The sequence below is a fragment of the Duganella sp. GW822-FHT06D06 genome (assembly GCF_058799615.1).
Map to the genome: position 1 here is coordinate 152,097 of NZ_JBXALQ010000004.1, position 16,507 is coordinate 168,603.

The window sequence follows — 16,507 nt, forward strand, 5'->3', positions numbered from 1 at the left end:
CCTTCGTGACACAGGGGAAGATCCCATATTTCTTATTGTAAAGGCTGTAAGCGGAACTTGCATTCTTCCTCTATTGGAACGTAGAGGCGTACCGTACAATGTCAACCGCCAACCCAGAATAAAGTTTCAGCATGAATGACCCAGTAACGCCGCACATTCCGCAATCGCATCCGGACATTCTTTATGGGAAACCGCAAAGCGAGTTGCTGCGTGAGGAAATCCTGGCGGACCTGCTGGAAGCAAGCGCCGTCCGCACTCCCGGGCAGACCGCGCTGATCTTTGGCGCGCGCAGCCTCAGCTATCGCGAATTGAACGCGCAGGCCGACCTGGTCGCGGCGCGCCTGATCGATGCCGGCGTGCAGCCGGGCCAGATCGTCGGCCTGTGGCTGCCGCGCGGGATCGAGCTGCTGGTGCTGCAGGCCGGCATCGCCAAGGCCGGCGCGGCCTGGCTGCCGGTCGACGAGGACACCCCGGTCGACCGCCTGCAAGTGTGCCTGGACGACGCCGACGGCGCCGGCGTGCTGACCTGCGCCGCGCTGGCGCCCCGCCTCGCCGCGCTCGGCACTTTCGGCCGTCCCGTGTGGACCGCCGAAGCGCTGCTGGCCGCCCCGGACGCCGGCGCCACGCTATCGCGCCGCGGCGCCGTCTCGCCCGACGTGCCGGCCTACGTCATCTACACATCCGGCTCGACCGGCAAGCCGAAAGGCATCCTGATCACCCAGCGCAGCATCTGCCATTTCCTGCGCAGCGAGAACGCGGTGCTCGGCGTCACGGCGCAGGACAAGGTGTATCAAGGCTTCTCGGTGGCGTTCGACATGTCGTTCGAAGAAATATGGATCGCCTACCTGGCCGGCGCCACGCTGTGGATAGGCCCGAAGGAAATCAGCGGCGATCCGGAAACGCTGCCGCGCATGCTCGACGAGAACCAGGTCACGGTGCTGCACGCCGTGCCTACCCTGCTGGCGCTGTTCAACCAGGACGTGCCCAGCCTGCGCCTGATCAACCTGGGCGGCGAGATGTGCCCGGAATCGCTGGTGGAGCGCTGGTCGCGCGCCGGCCGGCAGATGTTCAACACCTACGGCCCGACCGAGGCCACGGTGTCGGCCAGCCTGGCGCGTTTGCAGCCTGGCCATGCAGTCACCATTGGCACGCCGCTGCCCAACTACGGCCTGCTGGTGATCGACGCCAACGCCATGCCGGCATTGCGCCTGCTGCCGCGCGGCGAAATCGGTGAGCTGTGCATCACCGGTCCCGGCCTGGCGGCCGGCTACCTGGGCCGCCCGGACCTGACCGAAGAAAAATTCCTGGCCAATCCATGGTCCAGCGGCCGGCACGACGCCCGCCTGTACCGCACCGGCGACCTGGCCCGCATCGACGCCGACGGCGAAGTGCTGTGCCTCGGCCGCGCCGACGACCAGGTGAAAATCCGCGGCTTCCGCGTGGAGCTGGGCGAGATCGAAGCCGTGCTGGCGCAGCAGCAAGGCGTGGGCACCGTCGCTGTGCTGCTGCGCAAGGACGACGGCATCGACCAGCTGGTGGCCTACATCGTGCCGGAAGTTGACGCCACGCTGGACGCCAAGACCCTTCGGGCCAGCCTGACCGCCAAGCTGCCGCCGTACATGGTCCCGGGCCGCTACGAAATGCAGGAAGCCATGCCGCGCCTGACCTCCGGAAAAATCGACCGCAAGGCGTTGAAGGCCATGCCGCTGAGCGCACCGCCGGCCGGCGGCAACCAAGATTCCGACCTGCCCGAAACCCCGGCCGAAGTAGCGCTGTTCGCCGCGCTGGCCGCGCTGTTCCCCGGCCAGCCGGTACTGCGCCAGGCCGACTTCTTCACCGACCTCGGTGGCCACTCGTTCTTTGCGGCGCGCCTGGCCTCGGCCCTGCGCGCCGATCCGCGCTACGCCCACATCACCGTGCGCGACATCTATCAGCAACGCCAGATCGGCAAGATCGCGCTGGTGCTGGCCGACGCGCCCACGGCCGCCGAAGTGGAAGCCGACTGGACGCCGCCCTCCTCGCTCAAGCGCTGGACCTGCGGCCTGGCGCAGGCGGCCGCGATGCCGGCGCTGGTGGCGCTGCGGATGGCGCAGTGGCTGGCGCCGTTCTTCACCTACCACTTCTTCACCGGCGATCCGGGCGACTCGGTGGTGCGCGCGATCGCCGCCTCGGTCGGCGTGTTCCTGCTGGCGACCATCGGCGAATTCGGCATCGCCATCGCCGGCAAATGGCTGATCGCCGGCCGCCTGAAGGCCGGCGACTATCCGCTGTGGGGCGTCACCTACTACCGCTGGTGGCTGGCCGACCGGCTGGTGGAAGCGGCGCCAGCCTACCTGCTGAGCGGCTCCTCGCTCAGCGCCTGGTGGCTGCGCGCGCTGGGCGCCAAGGTGGGCAAGGATGTCGTCATCGGTTCGATGACTCTGCGCTCACCCGACCTGCTCAGCATCGGCGACAACGTCAGCATCGGCAACGCCGTCAATTTCGAGAACGCCCGCGTGCAGCGCGGCCGCCTGCTGCTGGGCCGGATCACGCTGGAAGACGACTCCTGCGTCAGCTCCTTCGCCGTCCTGGAAGGCAATACGCATATCGAAGCGCTGGGCCACCTGGAAGGCCAGTCGGCGCTGAGCGACGGCATGCGCGTACCGGCCGGCCGCCTGTGGGCCGGCTCGCCGGCGCGCGATACCGGCGCCTTCGACACCACCCGCCTGCCGCCGCGCCCCCAGGTCAGCGTCGCGCGCAGCATGGGCGAAGGGGTGTTCTTCATCTTCGGCATCCTGCTGATCGTCACGCTGTTCTTCATGCCGGTGTTTCCGAGCTTCGTGCTGATCGACTGGTTCGACGAACATGGCTGGCTGCCATGGATACAGGGCGACGATATGCGCATCCAGTTGCTGCGCTACTTCCTGCTGGCCTTCCCCGCCAGTACGGTGCTGATCGTGTTGACGGTGTTGCTGTCGGCCGGTATCCGCTGGAGCGTGCTGCCACGCTTGCAGCCGGGCCGCTCGGCCATCCATAGCAAGACCTACTGCGCCAAATGGCTGGTGAGCCAGATCCAGGAATCGAGCCTCAACGTCCTGCACGGCATTTACGCCACGGTGTTCGCGCCCTACTGGTATCGCCTGCTGGGCGCCAAGGTCGGCACGGATGCCGAGATCTCCACCGCGCTGGGCGTGGTGCCGGACATGCTGACCCTGGGCGACGAGACCTTCATCGCCGACGCGGTGATGCTGGGCGACGAGGAAATCGACGGCGGCTGGATGATCATGAAGCCGACCGTGGTTTCCAACCGCAGCTTCGTCGGCAACGGCGCCTACATCCCGGACGGCACCATCCTGCCGGAGAGCGTATTGATCGGCGTGCACTCGCGCGCGCCGGACAACGCGCAGATGAAGAGCGGCGACACCTGGCTCGGCTCCCCGTCGATCAACCTGCCCGCGCGCGAACAGACCAGCGGCTATCCCGAGAACCTGACCTTCCATCCGTCGCCGTTGCGCCGCCTGGGCCGCGGCCTGATCGAGGCGTTCCGCATCGTCGCGCCGCACGCGCTGGTGATCGCGGTGGGCTACACGCTGGTGCTGGCGGTGATGCCGGCCGCCGGCGCGGGGCGCTGGTCCGAAGTGACGTGGGACCTGACGCTGGCGGGCCTGGGCTACGGCATCGGCAACTACATTTTCGTGGTGCTGCTGAAATGGCTGCTGATCGGCCGCTACCGCAAACAGTCGGAGCCGATGTGGACGCCGTTTGTGTGGCTGTCCGAAGGCGTGACCAATCTGTACGAAGGCATCGCCGTGCCGAACTTCATGCGTTACCTGCGCGGCACGCCGTGGCTGCCGCTGGCGTTCAACATGCTGGGTTCCCACATCGGCAAGGGCGTCTACCTGGACACCACCGACGTCACGGAATTCGACTGCGTCCACATCGGCGACCACAGCGAACTGAATGCGCTGACCTGCCCGCAGACCCATTTGTTCGAGGACCGCGTAATGAAGATCGACCATGTCACCATCGGCAAGGGCGTCTACATGGGACCGCGCAGCGCGGTGCTGTACAGCGCCGTGGTCGGCGACAACGCCCGTCTCGGCGCGCTGACGCTGGTGATGAAGGGCGAGCAGATTCCCGCCAACAGCTACTGGGCAGGCTGCCCGGCGGCGCCGGCGCGATGACGGCGTTGGTCGTCCACCCCTGGCCCGGCCCCGTGCCGGTGCCGCAGGATGGTTTGTTCGTGATAGGCGTTGGCACCAGCGTGGAACGACCGCGCGCGCGCGAGCAAATCCGTTCGGCGACACGCGCCGCGCTGGCCTCGGTGCTGGGCGTCGCTGCCGACGAAATCCTCATCGACAGCACGCCAGGCCAGGCGCCGCGCATCACGCTGGCTGGCGACGAGCGCGCCATCGGCTGCTCATTCACCCACGAAGACGGCTTTTCGCTGGCCGCCATCAACCTGCATGGCGCGGTCGGCGTCGATTTGATGCGGGTGGAGGAAGTCTTCGACTGGCAGGCGGTGGCGCGCGACTATCTCGGTCCGGAAGTCTGCGCCGAGCTGGCCGCAACGCCAGCCGCCGAACACACGCCCGCATTCGTCCTCGCCTGGACCAGGCACGAAGCCGTGCTCAAATGCCATGGTATTCAACTTGCCGAGTGGTCGGAGGAGATTGCGGCGCTGGCGGCACCCACGCGATCCACCCTGCTCCCAAATAATCTGCTAGTCTCGCTGGCGTGTCGATCATTGGACTCTATCAAATGAACATCGCGATGACAGGCCTGCTGATGGCGCTGGCCGGAATAGCCAACGCCGCCGACTGCGGCGCCGACAAACTGGGCACCGCCCGCACCCTCACGCTGAAACGCGAGGCCGCGCTATACGGCGCCTTGCAGCACGCGCCGCTGCCGCTGAAAAAGGGCGAAGTCGTGCTGACCTTCGACGACGGCCCGGTGCCGGAAACCACGCCGCTGGTGCTCAAGGCATTGGCGGACCAATGCGCGCGAGCCACCTTCTTCATGGTCGGCAGCAATCTGGAGAAATCACCTGAACTGGCGCGGCGCGTGGTGGCGGAAGGCCATACGGCCGGAGTACACAGCCAGACGCACCCGCATCTGGCCGCGATGAGCGCACAGGAGCAACTGACAGATCTACGTCAGGTGCAGGCAGCCTACCAGACCGTCTTCGGCAAGGCCACGCCGGCCTATCGCTTCCCATTTCTGGAAGAGACGCCCGCCATGCTGGGGGCGCTCAAGGAAGCCAGCATCACGGTGGTATCGATAGACCTCGGCATCAACGACTGGCTGCCGGAAGATACGACTGACATCCTGGTCCGGCGCCTCGTCAAAAGCCTGGACGCCACCGGCGGCGGAATCATCCTCATGCACGATGTGAACGTGCCGACTGCGCAAGCACTGCCGGCGCTGCTCAAACTACTCAAGCAGCGCGGTTACAGCGTGGTACATCTGGAGTGGAATTAGGCTGCTGCGTCGAGGAAGAAGATGGCGGTTACCTTGGCCGGGGTCTTCTCGGTAGGCTTGTCGATCTGGATCTGGGCGCAGTCTTCTGCCACCAGGCTGCGCCAGTTGCCGACGCCGGCGGCGGAGAAGATCGTGTGCGCCTTGGAGCTCATGCTCATGTCGATCGCCAGGCGCGCATTGCGCTCGCCGGTCTTGGCGTAGTTCACGCCGCGCAGTTCGATGCCGAAGGCGGTCAGCCAAGGCTCCCACAGGCCGGATTCCACGCCCTTGACGATGCGGTTCAACATTTCTTCCAGCGTCAGGCCCTTTTTCACCACGGCGCGCAGCAGCGCCAGCGACGGCGCATGGCGCGCATCGGTGCTCTGCTTGCCCGCGCCGCTCTCGCCGATCGCCTTGCTCTCCTTGGAAAACGCCGCGTCGCGCTCGGTGTAGTCGCGCATGCGCGAGTAGAACTCGGCGTTCAGGAAGGGATTCGCTACCCGGCCCGTAGGCGCGGGCGCTGCTTGTTTTTTGTTCGTCATGATCAGGCCTTAATGTGTAAGGCCGTAGTTTAACCGACTCGGAAGGCTTCGACGACAATCCTGGTCGCCTCGGCCAGGATCTCGCTGCGCGCCTTGTCGTCCTTGCCGGGCTGGGTGAGGTAGATCGCCACTACGATAGGCGCCTTGCCCGGTTGCCAAATGACGCCGATATCGTTGGTGCTGCCATAGTCGCCGGTGCCGGTTTTGTCGGCCACCAGGCTGCCGGCCGGCACGCCGGCGCGGATGCGGGTGTCGCCGGTGGTATTCCCCAGCATCCAGTCCTTCAGCTGCTTGCGCTGCGACGCGCCCAGGCCGTCGCCCAGCACCAGCTTGTGCAGCGATTCCGCCATCGAGGCCGGCGTGGTGGTGTCGCGCGGATCGCCGGGCAGCGCGGTGTTGAGCTCCGTTTCGATGCGGTCCAGCCGGAACTCCATGTCGCCTATCGAGCGCGCGAAGGCCGTCACTGCGGCCGGTCCGCCGATCTGCTGCATCAGCAGGTTGGCCGCCGTGTTGTCGCTGGTCTGGATGGTGGCCTCGCACAGCGCCGCCACCGTCATGCCTTTTGCTACATGTTTTTCGGTGACGGGCGAGTACGTTACCAGGTCTTTCTTGGTGTAGCGCACGCGCTTCTTCAGCAGCGACGGCTCCCTGGCCAACACGGCCGCGGACAGCATCATCTTGAAGGTGCTGCAAAACGGGAAGCGCTCGTCGGCGCGATGCAGTAGCCGGCGGCCATCGGCCATGTTCAGCGCGGCCACGCCCAGGCGGCCGCCCGATTCGCCCTCCAGCTTGGCCAGCAATGCCGCCGCCGAATGCGGCGCTGAGGCCGGGGTGGTATCCAGCAAATCGGCGGCACGGGCGAAGGGAGCGGCGGCAAGCGCCAGGATCAGGGCACGGCGGGAGGTGAAAACAGTCATGGTGCGCAGGTGTAAGTTAAACAATGTTTTGCATCTTACCAGCCGTTTCTTAAGCCCGTATTCAATTGAACACCCCACTATTCTGCGCCGGATGTAGACTCTTCGCATGGCCCCTCAAGTCCTCATCGTCGGCGCCGGTCCCACCGGCCTGGTACTCGCTATCCGTTTGGCGCGGCATGGCGTGGCCGTGCGCATCATCGACAAAAACAGCGGCCCGGGCCAGGCTTCGCGCGCGATGGCGGTGCACGCACGCACGTTGGAGTTCTACCGCCAGCTGGGCTTTGCCGATGTCGTCGTCAATCTCGGCATCAAGATCGAAGCCATCCATCTGCGCGAAGGCGGCGAAGAGGTCGCCGAATTGCCGCTCACGGACATCGGCGCCGGCCTCAGTCCCTATCCCTTCGTGCTCGCCTTCCCGCAGGACGACCACGAGCGCTTCCTGGTCGAGCAGCTCAAGGCCATGGGCGTGGAGGTCGAATGGAACACCGAGCTGGAGTCGTTCACGCAGGACGAATGGGGCGTGCGCGCCGTGCTGGAGCGCGACGGCGACCGCATCGCATGCAGCAGCGCCTACCTGTGCGGCTGCGACGGCGCCCGCAGCCGCGTGCGCGAATCGCTGAAGTTCGAATTCAGCGGCGGCACCTACGAGCATTTGTACTACGTGGCCGACGTCAAAACCTCCGGCCCGGAGAATCGCAACCTGGTCGGCCACCTCGGCGCCAACACCTTTGCGCTGATGCTGCCGGTGCGCTCGCGCGGCATGCAGCGGCTGATCGGCATCCTGCCGCCGCAAGCGGAAGCGCTGTCCGAGCCGGGCTTTGAAGACGTGCGCCCGGTACTGGAGCCGCTGCTGGGCATCAAGGTGGAACAGGTCAACTGGTTCTCCACCTACCGAGTGCACCACCGGGTGGCGTCGCAGTTCCGCTCCGGCCGCTGCTTCCTGGCCGGCGACGCGGCCCACATCCACAGCCCCGCCGGCGGCCAGGGCATGAACACCGGCATCGGCGACGCCGTCAACCTGTCGTGGAAACTGGCCCAGGTGCTGCAAGGCCGCGCCGATTCCGCCCTGCTCGACACCTACCAGGCCGAGCGCATCGTCTTCGCGCGCAAGCTGGTGGCCACCACCGACCGCGCCTTCCAGATGATCGTCTCGCAGGGCGCCGGCGGCCAACTGCTGCGCGGTTGGCTGGTGCCGCATGTGTTCCCGGTGCTGGCCGGCTTTGCGGCCGCGCGCCGCACGCTGTTCAAGACCTTGTCGCAGGTGCAGATCCACTATCCCGACAGCCATCTGAGTGCTGGCCGCGCCGGCGACGTGATCGGCGGCGACCGCCTGCCGTGGGTGCCGCAGCCGGATGGCGAGGACAACTTCAGCGCGCTGCAAACGCTGGACTGGCAGTTGCATGTCTACGGCCAGCCATCGGCCTTGCTGAGCGCCGCCGCGCACGAAGTGTCGCTGCCGCTGCATGTCTACGCATGGAGCGACGCCGCGGCGGAAGCCGGCTTGCTGCGCGACGCCGCCTACCTGATCCGCCCCGACATGCACGTGGCGCTGGCCCTGCCGCGCCAGGAGCTCGACACCCTGCGCAGCCTGGTGGAACGCTATCAGTTGCGCTTCGCTCCCGCCAAAACTGATTGACACGCTTCCCGGCGTCAGGCTAAGGTCGTCCTCGCACGAATTCTTAGCCCGACCACAAAGGAAGCCATGAACAATCAGCCTCAGAATTTCTCCCGCCGCGACCTGCTGCTGTCCGCCTTGTCCGCCACCGCCGTCAGCGCGCTGCCCGGCTTCGCACTGGCGCAGGCCGCGCCGGCCGACGCCCGGTTCTCCACGCTGTTGGAGAACTTCGCCGACGAGATTCTGCGGCTGGCGCCGACCAGCGCCACCTCGCTGGGCATCGACAAGGGCGAGCGCGCCGGCCTGAAGGCGCAACTGGAAGACCTGTCCCCGGCCGGCGACGCCGCCTGGGCCGCGCAGGTCAAGTCCATATTGGGCAGCCTGTCCGCGCTGGACCGCAACGCCCTCGGCGCCGACGCGCAAATCCGCTATGACACCGTGCGCTATGCCGCCACCGAAGGCGTGGCCGGTTTGCGCTTTTCCTTCGGCGGCGCCGCCAGCGGTTTCTTTGGTGGCACCGCGCCCTTCCCCGTCACGCAGCAGGACGGCGCGTTGACCCGCATCCCCGAGTTCCTCGATTCGCAGCACCAGATCGCCAACGCGGCCGACGCCGAGTCCTACCTCGAACGCGTGGCCGGCATGGCGCGCATGCTGGACCAGGAAACCGCCCGCATCGTCGACCAGGCCGGGCAAGGCATCATGCCGTCGGACTTCATCGCCCGCACCGCCGTGGGCCAGTTAAAGGAATACCGCAAGACCGCCATCGCCGCGCAAAAGCTGGTCACCTCGATCAGCGAGCGCACCGCGAAGCTGGGCATCGCCGGCGACTGGAACGCGCGCGCCGCCAAGCTGGTGGAAGGCGCGGTCTATCCGGCGCTTGACCGGCAGATCGCCGCCTTCGCCAAGGCCACAGCCAAGGCGACCAGCGTCGCCGGCGTGCACCGCCTGCCGGATGGCGGCACGTACTACGAATGGGCGCTCAAGCTGGGCACCTCCACCAACCAAAGCGCCAGGGAGATCCATGCGATCGGACTGGAACAGAACAAGCAGCTGCAAGCGCGCATCCACGCCATCCTCAAAGCGCAGGGCATCACGCAAGGCACCGTGGGCGCGCGCTTGCAGGCGCTGGCCAAGGATCCGAAGCGCTTCTACGCCGACAACGACCAGGGCCGCGAACAGTTGATCGCCTATTGCAATGAGCGCGTCAACGCCGTGCGCGCGCTGATGCCGAAGATCTCGCACCTGGACATGAAGGTGCCGCTGCAAATCAAGCGGGTGCCGGTCGATATCGAAGCCGGCGCCCCGCTGGGGTATATGAACGTCGGCTCGCTGGACGGCTCGCGCCCTGCGATCTACTACATCAATCTGAAGTCGACCACGCTGTGGCCGAAGTCCGAACTGGCCACACTGACCGCGCACGAAGGCTTGCCGGGCCATGCATTCCAGGGCGCGTATCTGGCGGAGCATAACGACGAGCTGCCGTTGATTTCCTCGCTAATGGGCTTTAACGCCTTCGTTGAAGGCTGGGCGTTGTATTCCGAACAGTTGGTCGACGAATTCGGCCTGTACGCCAACGATCCATTCAGCCAGATCGGCTATCTGCAAGCGCAGCAGTTCCGCGCCTGCCGCCTGGTGGTCGATACCGGCATCCATGCGATGAAGTGGACGCGCCAGCAGGCGATCCGCTTCCTGGTCGAGAACACCGGGCGCGGCGTGCAGGCGATGACCAGCGAGATCGACCGCTATTGCGTGTCGCCGGGCCAGGCCTGCGGCTACAAGATGGGCCACAACGAAATCCTGCGCCAGCGCGAACGCGCCAAGGCCGCGCTGGGCGGCAAGTTCAACCTGGCCGGCTTCAACGACGCGCTGGTGCAAAGCTGCGGCGTGCCGCTGACGGTGCTGCCGACGGTGGTGGACCGCTACATCAGCGGCGCGAAGAAGGCCTGAGTTGTCATAGCTTAGGTTTGGGGTGGCATATAAAGCAAAGCTTCAGCAGCTTCAGGGGCAGTTCCGGCCAAATGCCATTTGACGCGTTGCCGGGAATGCCCCCAATCCCACTGGAAATTTTCAACGAAGTTCAGATTTATGGGTGTGGCGGCTTCTGGCCGGGTACGATCAAATTCCGCCTGGGTAAGCAGCAAGCAGACCATCTGAGCTTTCAATACCTAAAACGTCCATTATCCGAAAACGGCGCCTTAGCAGCATAACATTTTTGCCTAAATGAAAAGCTTACAGATTCCCACATATGCTTACAGATGCCCTTTTGGCGGACTGGGCGCATAGTGGCTTTCCAACCTCCTAGTCAGCGATAGAACGAAATCGTACTGCCCGACAATCCCCGGGGGCGACCTATGTAGGACTTTCATTACAATTTTCCTGAGATCGATCACAAACACTAGGATGGCGCACCTATCACAACTCAGGAAATTAGATGAAGAGAATTTCTGTCAGCGTTTTGTTTGCCGTTTTCCTAACAGCTTGCAGTACCGAACAGCTCTACAATTCAACACAAGATGCCGCGCGTGACCAATGCTCCCGTTTGATGGAGCCAGATAGATCCGCATGCCTGAAAAACAATCAGATGCCTTACGAAACCTACCAAAAGCTCAAACCTAAAACCTGATTTAACGCTGCCCCGCAATCAACAGCATCACGGGCCGGGGCAATTCTTCAGCCAGGCCAGGATTACTGGAGATTTGCTCAGCCGTGGGCGCCCATTCCTGCACATGCCGGATTTTGAAGCCGGCATGAATCAAGGCATTGAGCGTGGTGCCGACGGTGCGGTGGTCCTTCAATACGCCCTTGGCGAGCCACTCGGTTTGGCGCACACCTTCGATAGAGTAACCATCCAGCGGCCAGATTCTGCGGCATTCGCTCCCTCCGTGCACCCGGCGACTAGCCGGGTATAATTATCTTTTTGCCACTGTTGATTCCATCGAGGCGCACTATGACAGAGAATACATTGAACTCCAACGTTGATGCATATGTCAGCGAGCCTGGCAAATGGCAGGACGCCTACAAAAAGCTGCGCGCCATCGCACTCGACTGCGACCTGGCCGAGCAATTCAAATGGGGCAACCCCTGCTACACGCTCAACGACCAGAACATCGTGCTGATCCACGGCTTCAAGGAATACTGCGCGCTGCTGTTCTTCAAAGGCTCCTTGATGCAGGATCCCAAAGGCATCCTGATCCAGCAAACCGAGAACGTGCAGGCCGGCCGCCAGATCCGCTTCACCACCGTGGAAGAGATCACCAAATTGGCATCGACCTTGAAATCCTACATCCGCGAAGCCATCAAGGTGGAGCAATCGGGCGCGCAAGTGGAATTCAAGAAGACCGCCGAATTCGCCATGCCGGAAGAGTTCCTGAACAGGCTGGAAGAATCGCCCGAGCTGCAGGAAGCCTTCGCCGCCTTGACGCCGGGCCGGCAACGCGGCTACCTCCTCCACTTCTCCTCAGCCAAGCAAGCCAAGACCCGCGAGTCGAGAGTGAACAAATGTATTCCGCACATCCTCAAGGGCAAAGGCCTGGACGACTAGAACCAGCCATCCTCATCGAACCGCCAACGGATTGCTGAACGGATGCGCCCCATTGTTTTCTCCTGCTTTTTCCTAGTCTTGTCCGCTTCCGGAGCTGACGCTACTTCAAGATGCTAAACTCTCACCTCTACGCGGGAAACTTTTAATAGATTCGGATGAAAACCATAGCCATCATCGGCGGCGGCGTCACCGGCGTCACCACTGCTTACGCGCTCGCCAGGCGAGGCTACGCTGTCACTCTGCTGGAGCGTCATCGCTACGCCGCGATGGAAACCTCGTTCGCCAACGGCGGCCAGCTGTCCGCCTCCAACGCCGAGGCATGGAACCACCGCAGCACCATCGTCAAAGGCCTGAAGTGGATGCTGAAGAACGACGCGCCGCTGCTGGTCAGTCCGAAACCCAGCTGGCATAAGCTGTCCTGGTTCGCCGAATTCATCGCCGCCCTGCCCCACTATCGCAACAACACCATCGCCACCACCAGGCTGGCCGTGGCCGCGCGCGCGCATCTGTTCAGCTGGGCCGAGCAAGAAGGCATAGACTTCAACCACAAGCGCGCAGGCATCCTGCACATCCATCGCGACCGCGCCGACTTCGAACACGCGGCCGAGGTATCCCGGCTGCTGGCGCAAGGCGGCCTGCCGCGCCGTGCCGTCACACCAGAGGAAATGCGCGCCCTCGAACCCACGCTGACCGGCCAGTTCTACGGCGGCCACTACACCGAAAGCGACAGCTCCGGCGATATCCACCAATTCACCACCGGCCTGGCGCAAGCGGCGCAGCGGCTGGGCGTGGAGCTGCGCTTCGAGCAGCACGTGAGCAAAGTCCGCGCCGACGCCAGCGGCGCCTTCATCACCACCTCGCACGACGGCGCCGACGACACCCAGCGCTACGATGCGGTGGTGGTCTGCGCCGGCACCGCCAGCCGCGCGCTGGCGGCCATGCTGGGCGACCGCGTCAACGTCTACCCGGTCAAGGGGTATTCGATCACCGTCCACCTGAACGACGCCGCCAGCCAGGCCGCCGCGCCCAACGTCAGCCTGGTGGACGACGCCACCAAACTGGTCGCCAGCCGCCTGGGCACGGACCGCCTGCGCGTGGCCGGCACGGCGGAATTCAACGGCTACAACCGCGACATCCGCGCCGACCGCATCGCGCCGCTGCTCAACTGGGTACAACAATGCTTCCCCGGCATCAGCACGCGCGCCGTCACGCCATGGGCCGGCCTGCGTCCGATGATGCCGAACCTGATGCCGCGCGTGGGCCGCGGCAAGGCGCCCACCGTGTTCTACAACACCGGCCACGGCCACCTGGGCTGGACTTTATCGGCCGCCACCGCCGACATCATCGCCGACACGGTGATGGCCGCAGTGGGCGTTCCAACGCCATCCGTTAGCCAGCGTACCGCGCCGGACTTGAAAATGGCGTAAACTGCCACTATATTCAGCCTGTTCCTACAAGGAGATCTGACATGACGGCAAAATCTTTCGCACGTATGACCCTGCTGGCCGGCGCTCTGGCGCTGGCGATGCCGGCGATTGCGGCCGAACCCACGATACACGATGTTTATGTAGCCGCCGAAGCAGGCAAGTACACCGATGCCCAGGCGCTGATGGACCAAGTCCTCAAGGCTCACCCGAATAGCGCCACGGCGCACTTCGTGGAGGCCGAGCTGCTGGCCAAGCAGGGCAAATTCGCCGCCGCGCAGGGCGAGCTGGCCACGGCCGAACGGCTGTCGCCCGGCCTGCCGAAGGTGAATCCAAGCGCGCTGGCCAAGCTGCGCACGCTGCTGGCCGACGGCCAGAAACCCAAGGCCAACTACTCGCAGCAGCAGCCGGCCCGCAGCAACGCCGGCTACAGCAACGGCAACTACGGCGCACCGCAGAGCAGCGGCATCCCCTGGGGCACCATCCTGATCCTGGGTGGCGGCCTGATAGGCTTTATCTGGCTGGCGTCGCGCTTCATGTCGCGCCGTAACGCGCAGCAGGCAGAGAACTACAACAATCCGGCGGGCTTCAACCCCGGCGGCGCTCCGGCGCCCGGCTATGCCCCAGGCGCTTATCCGCAGCAGGGTTATCCGCAGCCAGGCTACGGCCAGCCGCAACAACAAGGTAGCGGCATGGGCTCGCGCATCATGGGCGGCCTGGCGACCGGCGCGGCGGTAGGCGCAGGTATCGTCGCGGGCGAAGCGCTGGCGCGCCAGTTCACCGGTGGCAGCCACGATACGGGCAATAGCAGCCAGCCGCGCAACGACATCGTCTATGACGATCCGTCACGCGACGAACTGCTGCGCCGCGACGACATGGGCGGCAAGGACTTTGGCGTCAGCGGCGGCTGGGATGATTCCGGCGGCGGCGGTGGCGGCGATAGCGGCGGTGGCGGCGGCGACTGGGATTAATCCCCGCTCACATTCCACCTCACGGGGCGCGGCGCTCGCCCGCCCCGGCAGCTTCCATCGCAACATCCCAATACGGCGGATCGCCGAAATACTCCTTCAAATGACGTATCAGCAGCTGGGCCTTGGCCTGGTTGGAACGGCCCGGCATGTGCACGGCGTGCACCGCGGACTCGTACGGATCGCGCCGGCCCGACGCAGCGCCGCGCTGCACCGGCGCCATTGGAAACACCGGTACCAGCTGGCCGGCGACGATGGCGTCGCTCACCAGCCAGTTCGCCAGGTGCACCAGCCCTGCTCCACCGATGGCCGCGTGCAGCAGCGAATCGGTGTCGTCGCAACGCAGCTTGCCCTTGACCGCCAACGGCTGGTTCTGGTTCACCCCATCGAAGCGCCACCAGCCGCGCGGCGCCGAGCGCCCGGTCACGGTCAGGCATTGGTGGTTGAGCAGGTCCATCGGCGTTTGCGGCCAGCCGTGGCGTTCCAGGTAATCCGGGCTGGCGCTGACCACGCGGTTCTGGATCGCCAGCCGTGTCGCCACCAGGTCGCTGTCGGGCAGCACGCCGGCGCGCACCGCCACATCGACCCGGCGCGAGGACAGGTCGACGATATCGTCGCTGACGTGCAGCTCCACCTCCAACAGCGGACAATGCCGCAGGAACTCGGCGATGGCCGGCGCCACGTGCAAGCGTCCGAAGGCGGCCGGCGCCGTCACCGTCAGCAGGCCGCGCGGTTCGCTGTCCAGCTCCTGCACGGCGGCCTTGCCTTCGGCCAGTTCGGCCAGGATGTTGCGCGCGCGCGGCAGGAAGCGTTCGCCGGCGTCGGTCAACAGCATCTGCCGGGAGCTGCGCAGCAGCAGACGCGAGCCCACCTCTTCCTCCAGCGCGTCCAGCTTGCGCGACACCGAGGACACCGCCATCTTCAGCTCCGCCGCCGCGCGCGACAAACTGCCGTGCTCCACCACCGCCAACAGGCACTTCAGGCAATCGATCATTCCAACCCTCTCTTTGCAATACACGCAAATATAATTTGCATTTATGTATATTGTGCCATTTTTTGCAAAGATGCATACTATGTTTAGTAAATTCATTAACGAGGACTTTTATGCAACTCTTACGCAAACTCAGCCCGCTTGCCGCCGCCCTGGCGTTCGCCTTCAGCGCCCCCGCCATGGCCGCCGCGCCGCTGGCCGGCGCCAACGCGCCCGGCTTCTTCCGCATCATGCTGGGCGATTTTGAAGTGACCGCGATCAGCGACGGCACCGTCGACCTGCCGATGAACAAGCTGCTGCACCAGCCGGCGGCCAAGACCGACAAGGCACTGGCCCGCTCCTACCTGTCCAACCCGGTGGAAACTTCGGTCACCGGCTACCTGGTCAACACCGGCGCCAAGCTGGTGCTGATCGACGCCGGCGCCGGCAGCCTGTTCGGCCCGACGCTCGGCAAGCTGCTGGCCAACCTGAAAGCCTCGGGCTACCAGCCGGAACAGGTGGATGAAGTGCTGATCACCCACATGCACCCGGACCACGTGGGCGGCCTCGCAGCCAACGGCTCGGCGGCCTTCCCCAACGCCACCATCCGCGCCGACAAGCACGACTCCGACTTCTGGCTCAGCCAGGCCAATATGGACAAGGCGCCGGCCGACAGCAAGGGCTACTTCCAGGGCGCGATGGCGTCGCTGGCGCCCTACGTCGCCAACCAGCACCTGCAACCGTTCACTGGCGCCGGCGAGATCACGCCGGGCATCCGCGCGGTCGCCAGCTACGGCCACACGCCGGGCCACATCAGCTACATGGTTGAAAGCAAAGGCAAGAAGCTGCTGATCGTGGGTGACCTGATCCACGCGGGCGCGGTGCAGTTCGACCATCCGGAAGTGACCATCGGCTTCGACACCGATCCGAAGACCGCAGCCCAAGCCCGCAAGCAGGTCTTCACAGCAGCCGCCAAGGATAGCGAACTGATAGGCGCGGCCCACCTGCCCTTCCCCGGCCTGGGCCACTTGCGCAGCACCGGCAAGGCTTACCAGTGGGTGCCGGCGAACTACACGCAGTTGCGTTAAACT

14 protein-coding genes are annotated in these 16,507 nt (G+C 65.0%); 10 read left to right on the forward strand and 4 right to left on the reverse strand.

Going from position 1 to position 16,507, the window contains the following annotated elements:
• The first annotated feature begins 131 nt into the window (after nt 1-131).
• The 3 genes from AC1RMD_RS09460 (at nt 132) to AC1RMD_RS09470 (ending at nt 5,460) form a co-directional block, all read left to right on the forward strand.
• Nucleotides 132-4,163 carry a Pls/PosA family non-ribosomal peptide synthetase gene (locus tag AC1RMD_RS09460; RefSeq protein ID WP_492925937.1) on the forward strand — a complete coding sequence of 1,344 codons (4,032 nt, stop codon included), beginning with the start codon at nt 132-134 and terminating at the stop codon, nt 4,161-4,163.
• An 80-nt stretch (nt 4,164-4,243) separates the two neighbouring features.
• Entirely contained in the window at nt 4,244-4,744 is a 501-nt protein-coding gene (locus AC1RMD_RS09465) for a 4'-phosphopantetheinyl transferase family protein (RefSeq protein WP_492925939.1), read from the forward strand.
• A complete protein-coding gene (locus tag AC1RMD_RS09470) occupies nt 4,741-5,460 on the forward strand; it encodes a polysaccharide deacetylase family protein (protein ID WP_492925941.1) in 720 nt (239 codons plus the stop codon). Before AC1RMD_RS09465 ends, AC1RMD_RS09470 begins: the two co-directional genes overlap by 4 nt.
• Here AC1RMD_RS09470 and AC1RMD_RS09475 read toward each other — a convergent pair.
• Together AC1RMD_RS09475 and bla are read right to left on the reverse strand one after the other, a co-directional pair.
• The gene (locus AC1RMD_RS09475; RefSeq protein ID WP_492925943.1) at nt 5,457-5,981 is read right to left on the reverse strand and encodes a hypothetical protein; all 525 of its coding nucleotides are present in this window, start codon (nt 5,979-5,981) and stop codon (nt 5,457-5,459) included. The genes AC1RMD_RS09470 and AC1RMD_RS09475 overlap by 4 nt on opposite strands.
• A 29-nt stretch (nt 5,982-6,010) precedes the next feature.
• A complete protein-coding gene (gene bla, locus AC1RMD_RS09480; protein WP_492925945.1) occupies nt 6,011-6,898 on the reverse strand; it encodes a class A beta-lactamase in 888 nt (295 codons plus the stop codon).
• A 106-nt stretch (nt 6,899-7,004) separates the two neighbouring features.
• Between bla and AC1RMD_RS09485 the strand changes: the two genes are divergently transcribed.
• The 3 genes from AC1RMD_RS09485 to AC1RMD_RS09495 all read left to right on the forward strand — a co-directional run bounded on the left by AC1RMD_RS09485 (nt 7,005) and on the right by AC1RMD_RS09495 (nt 11,136).
• On the forward strand, nt 7,005-8,534 hold the full coding sequence (locus tag AC1RMD_RS09485) for an FAD-dependent monooxygenase (RefSeq protein ID WP_492925947.1): 1,530 nt from the start codon (nt 7,005-7,007) through the stop codon (nt 8,532-8,534).
• A 66-nt stretch (nt 8,535-8,600) separates the two neighbouring features.
• Nucleotides 8,601-10,460 (forward strand): DUF885 domain-containing protein, encoded by a 1,860-nt coding sequence (locus AC1RMD_RS09490; RefSeq protein WP_492925949.1) that lies wholly within the window; start codon nt 8,601-8,603, stop codon nt 10,458-10,460.
• A 484-nt stretch (nt 10,461-10,944) separates the two neighbouring features.
• Nucleotides 10,945-11,136 carry a hypothetical protein gene (locus AC1RMD_RS09495; RefSeq protein WP_492925951.1) on the forward strand — a complete coding sequence of 64 codons (192 nt, stop codon included), beginning with the start codon at nt 10,945-10,947 and terminating at the stop codon, nt 11,134-11,136.
• 1 nt (nt 11,137) lies between these two features.
• Here AC1RMD_RS09495 and AC1RMD_RS09500 read toward each other — a convergent pair whose 3' ends face one another.
• Nucleotides 11,138-11,341, reverse strand: coding sequence for a hypothetical protein (locus AC1RMD_RS09500; RefSeq protein ID WP_492925953.1), 204 nt, complete (start codon nt 11,339-11,341; stop codon nt 11,138-11,140).
• 119 nt (nt 11,342-11,460) lie between these two features.
• Here AC1RMD_RS09500 and AC1RMD_RS09505 point away from each other — a divergent pair, with 119 nt between their 5' ends.
• The 3 genes from AC1RMD_RS09505 (at nt 11,461) to AC1RMD_RS09515 (ending at nt 14,449) form a co-directional block, all read left to right on the forward strand.
• On the forward strand, nt 11,461-12,054 hold the full coding sequence (locus AC1RMD_RS09505) for a YdeI/OmpD-associated family protein (protein WP_492925955.1): 594 nt from the start codon (nt 11,461-11,463) through the stop codon (nt 12,052-12,054).
• 155 nt (nt 12,055-12,209) lie between these two features.
• Entirely contained in the window at nt 12,210-13,481 is a 1,272-nt protein-coding gene (locus tag AC1RMD_RS09510; protein WP_492925957.1) for a D-amino acid dehydrogenase, read from the forward strand.
• A gap of 41 nt (nt 13,482-13,522) precedes the next feature.
• A complete protein-coding gene (locus AC1RMD_RS09515) occupies nt 13,523-14,449 on the forward strand; it encodes a tetratricopeptide repeat protein (RefSeq protein ID WP_492925959.1) in 927 nt (308 codons plus the stop codon).
• Between the two features lie 19 nt (nt 14,450-14,468).
• Here AC1RMD_RS09515 and AC1RMD_RS09520 read toward each other — a convergent pair whose 3' ends face one another.
• A complete protein-coding gene (locus AC1RMD_RS09520; protein ID WP_492925961.1) occupies nt 14,469-15,440 on the reverse strand; it encodes a LysR family transcriptional regulator in 972 nt (323 codons plus the stop codon).
• A gap of 110 nt (nt 15,441-15,550) precedes the next feature.
• Between AC1RMD_RS09520 and AC1RMD_RS09525 the strand changes: the two genes are divergently transcribed.
• Nucleotides 15,551-16,504 (forward strand): MBL fold metallo-hydrolase, encoded by a 954-nt coding sequence (locus tag AC1RMD_RS09525; protein WP_492925963.1) that lies wholly within the window; start codon nt 15,551-15,553, stop codon nt 16,502-16,504.
• The last annotated feature ends 3 nt before the right edge of the window (nt 16,505-16,507 follow it).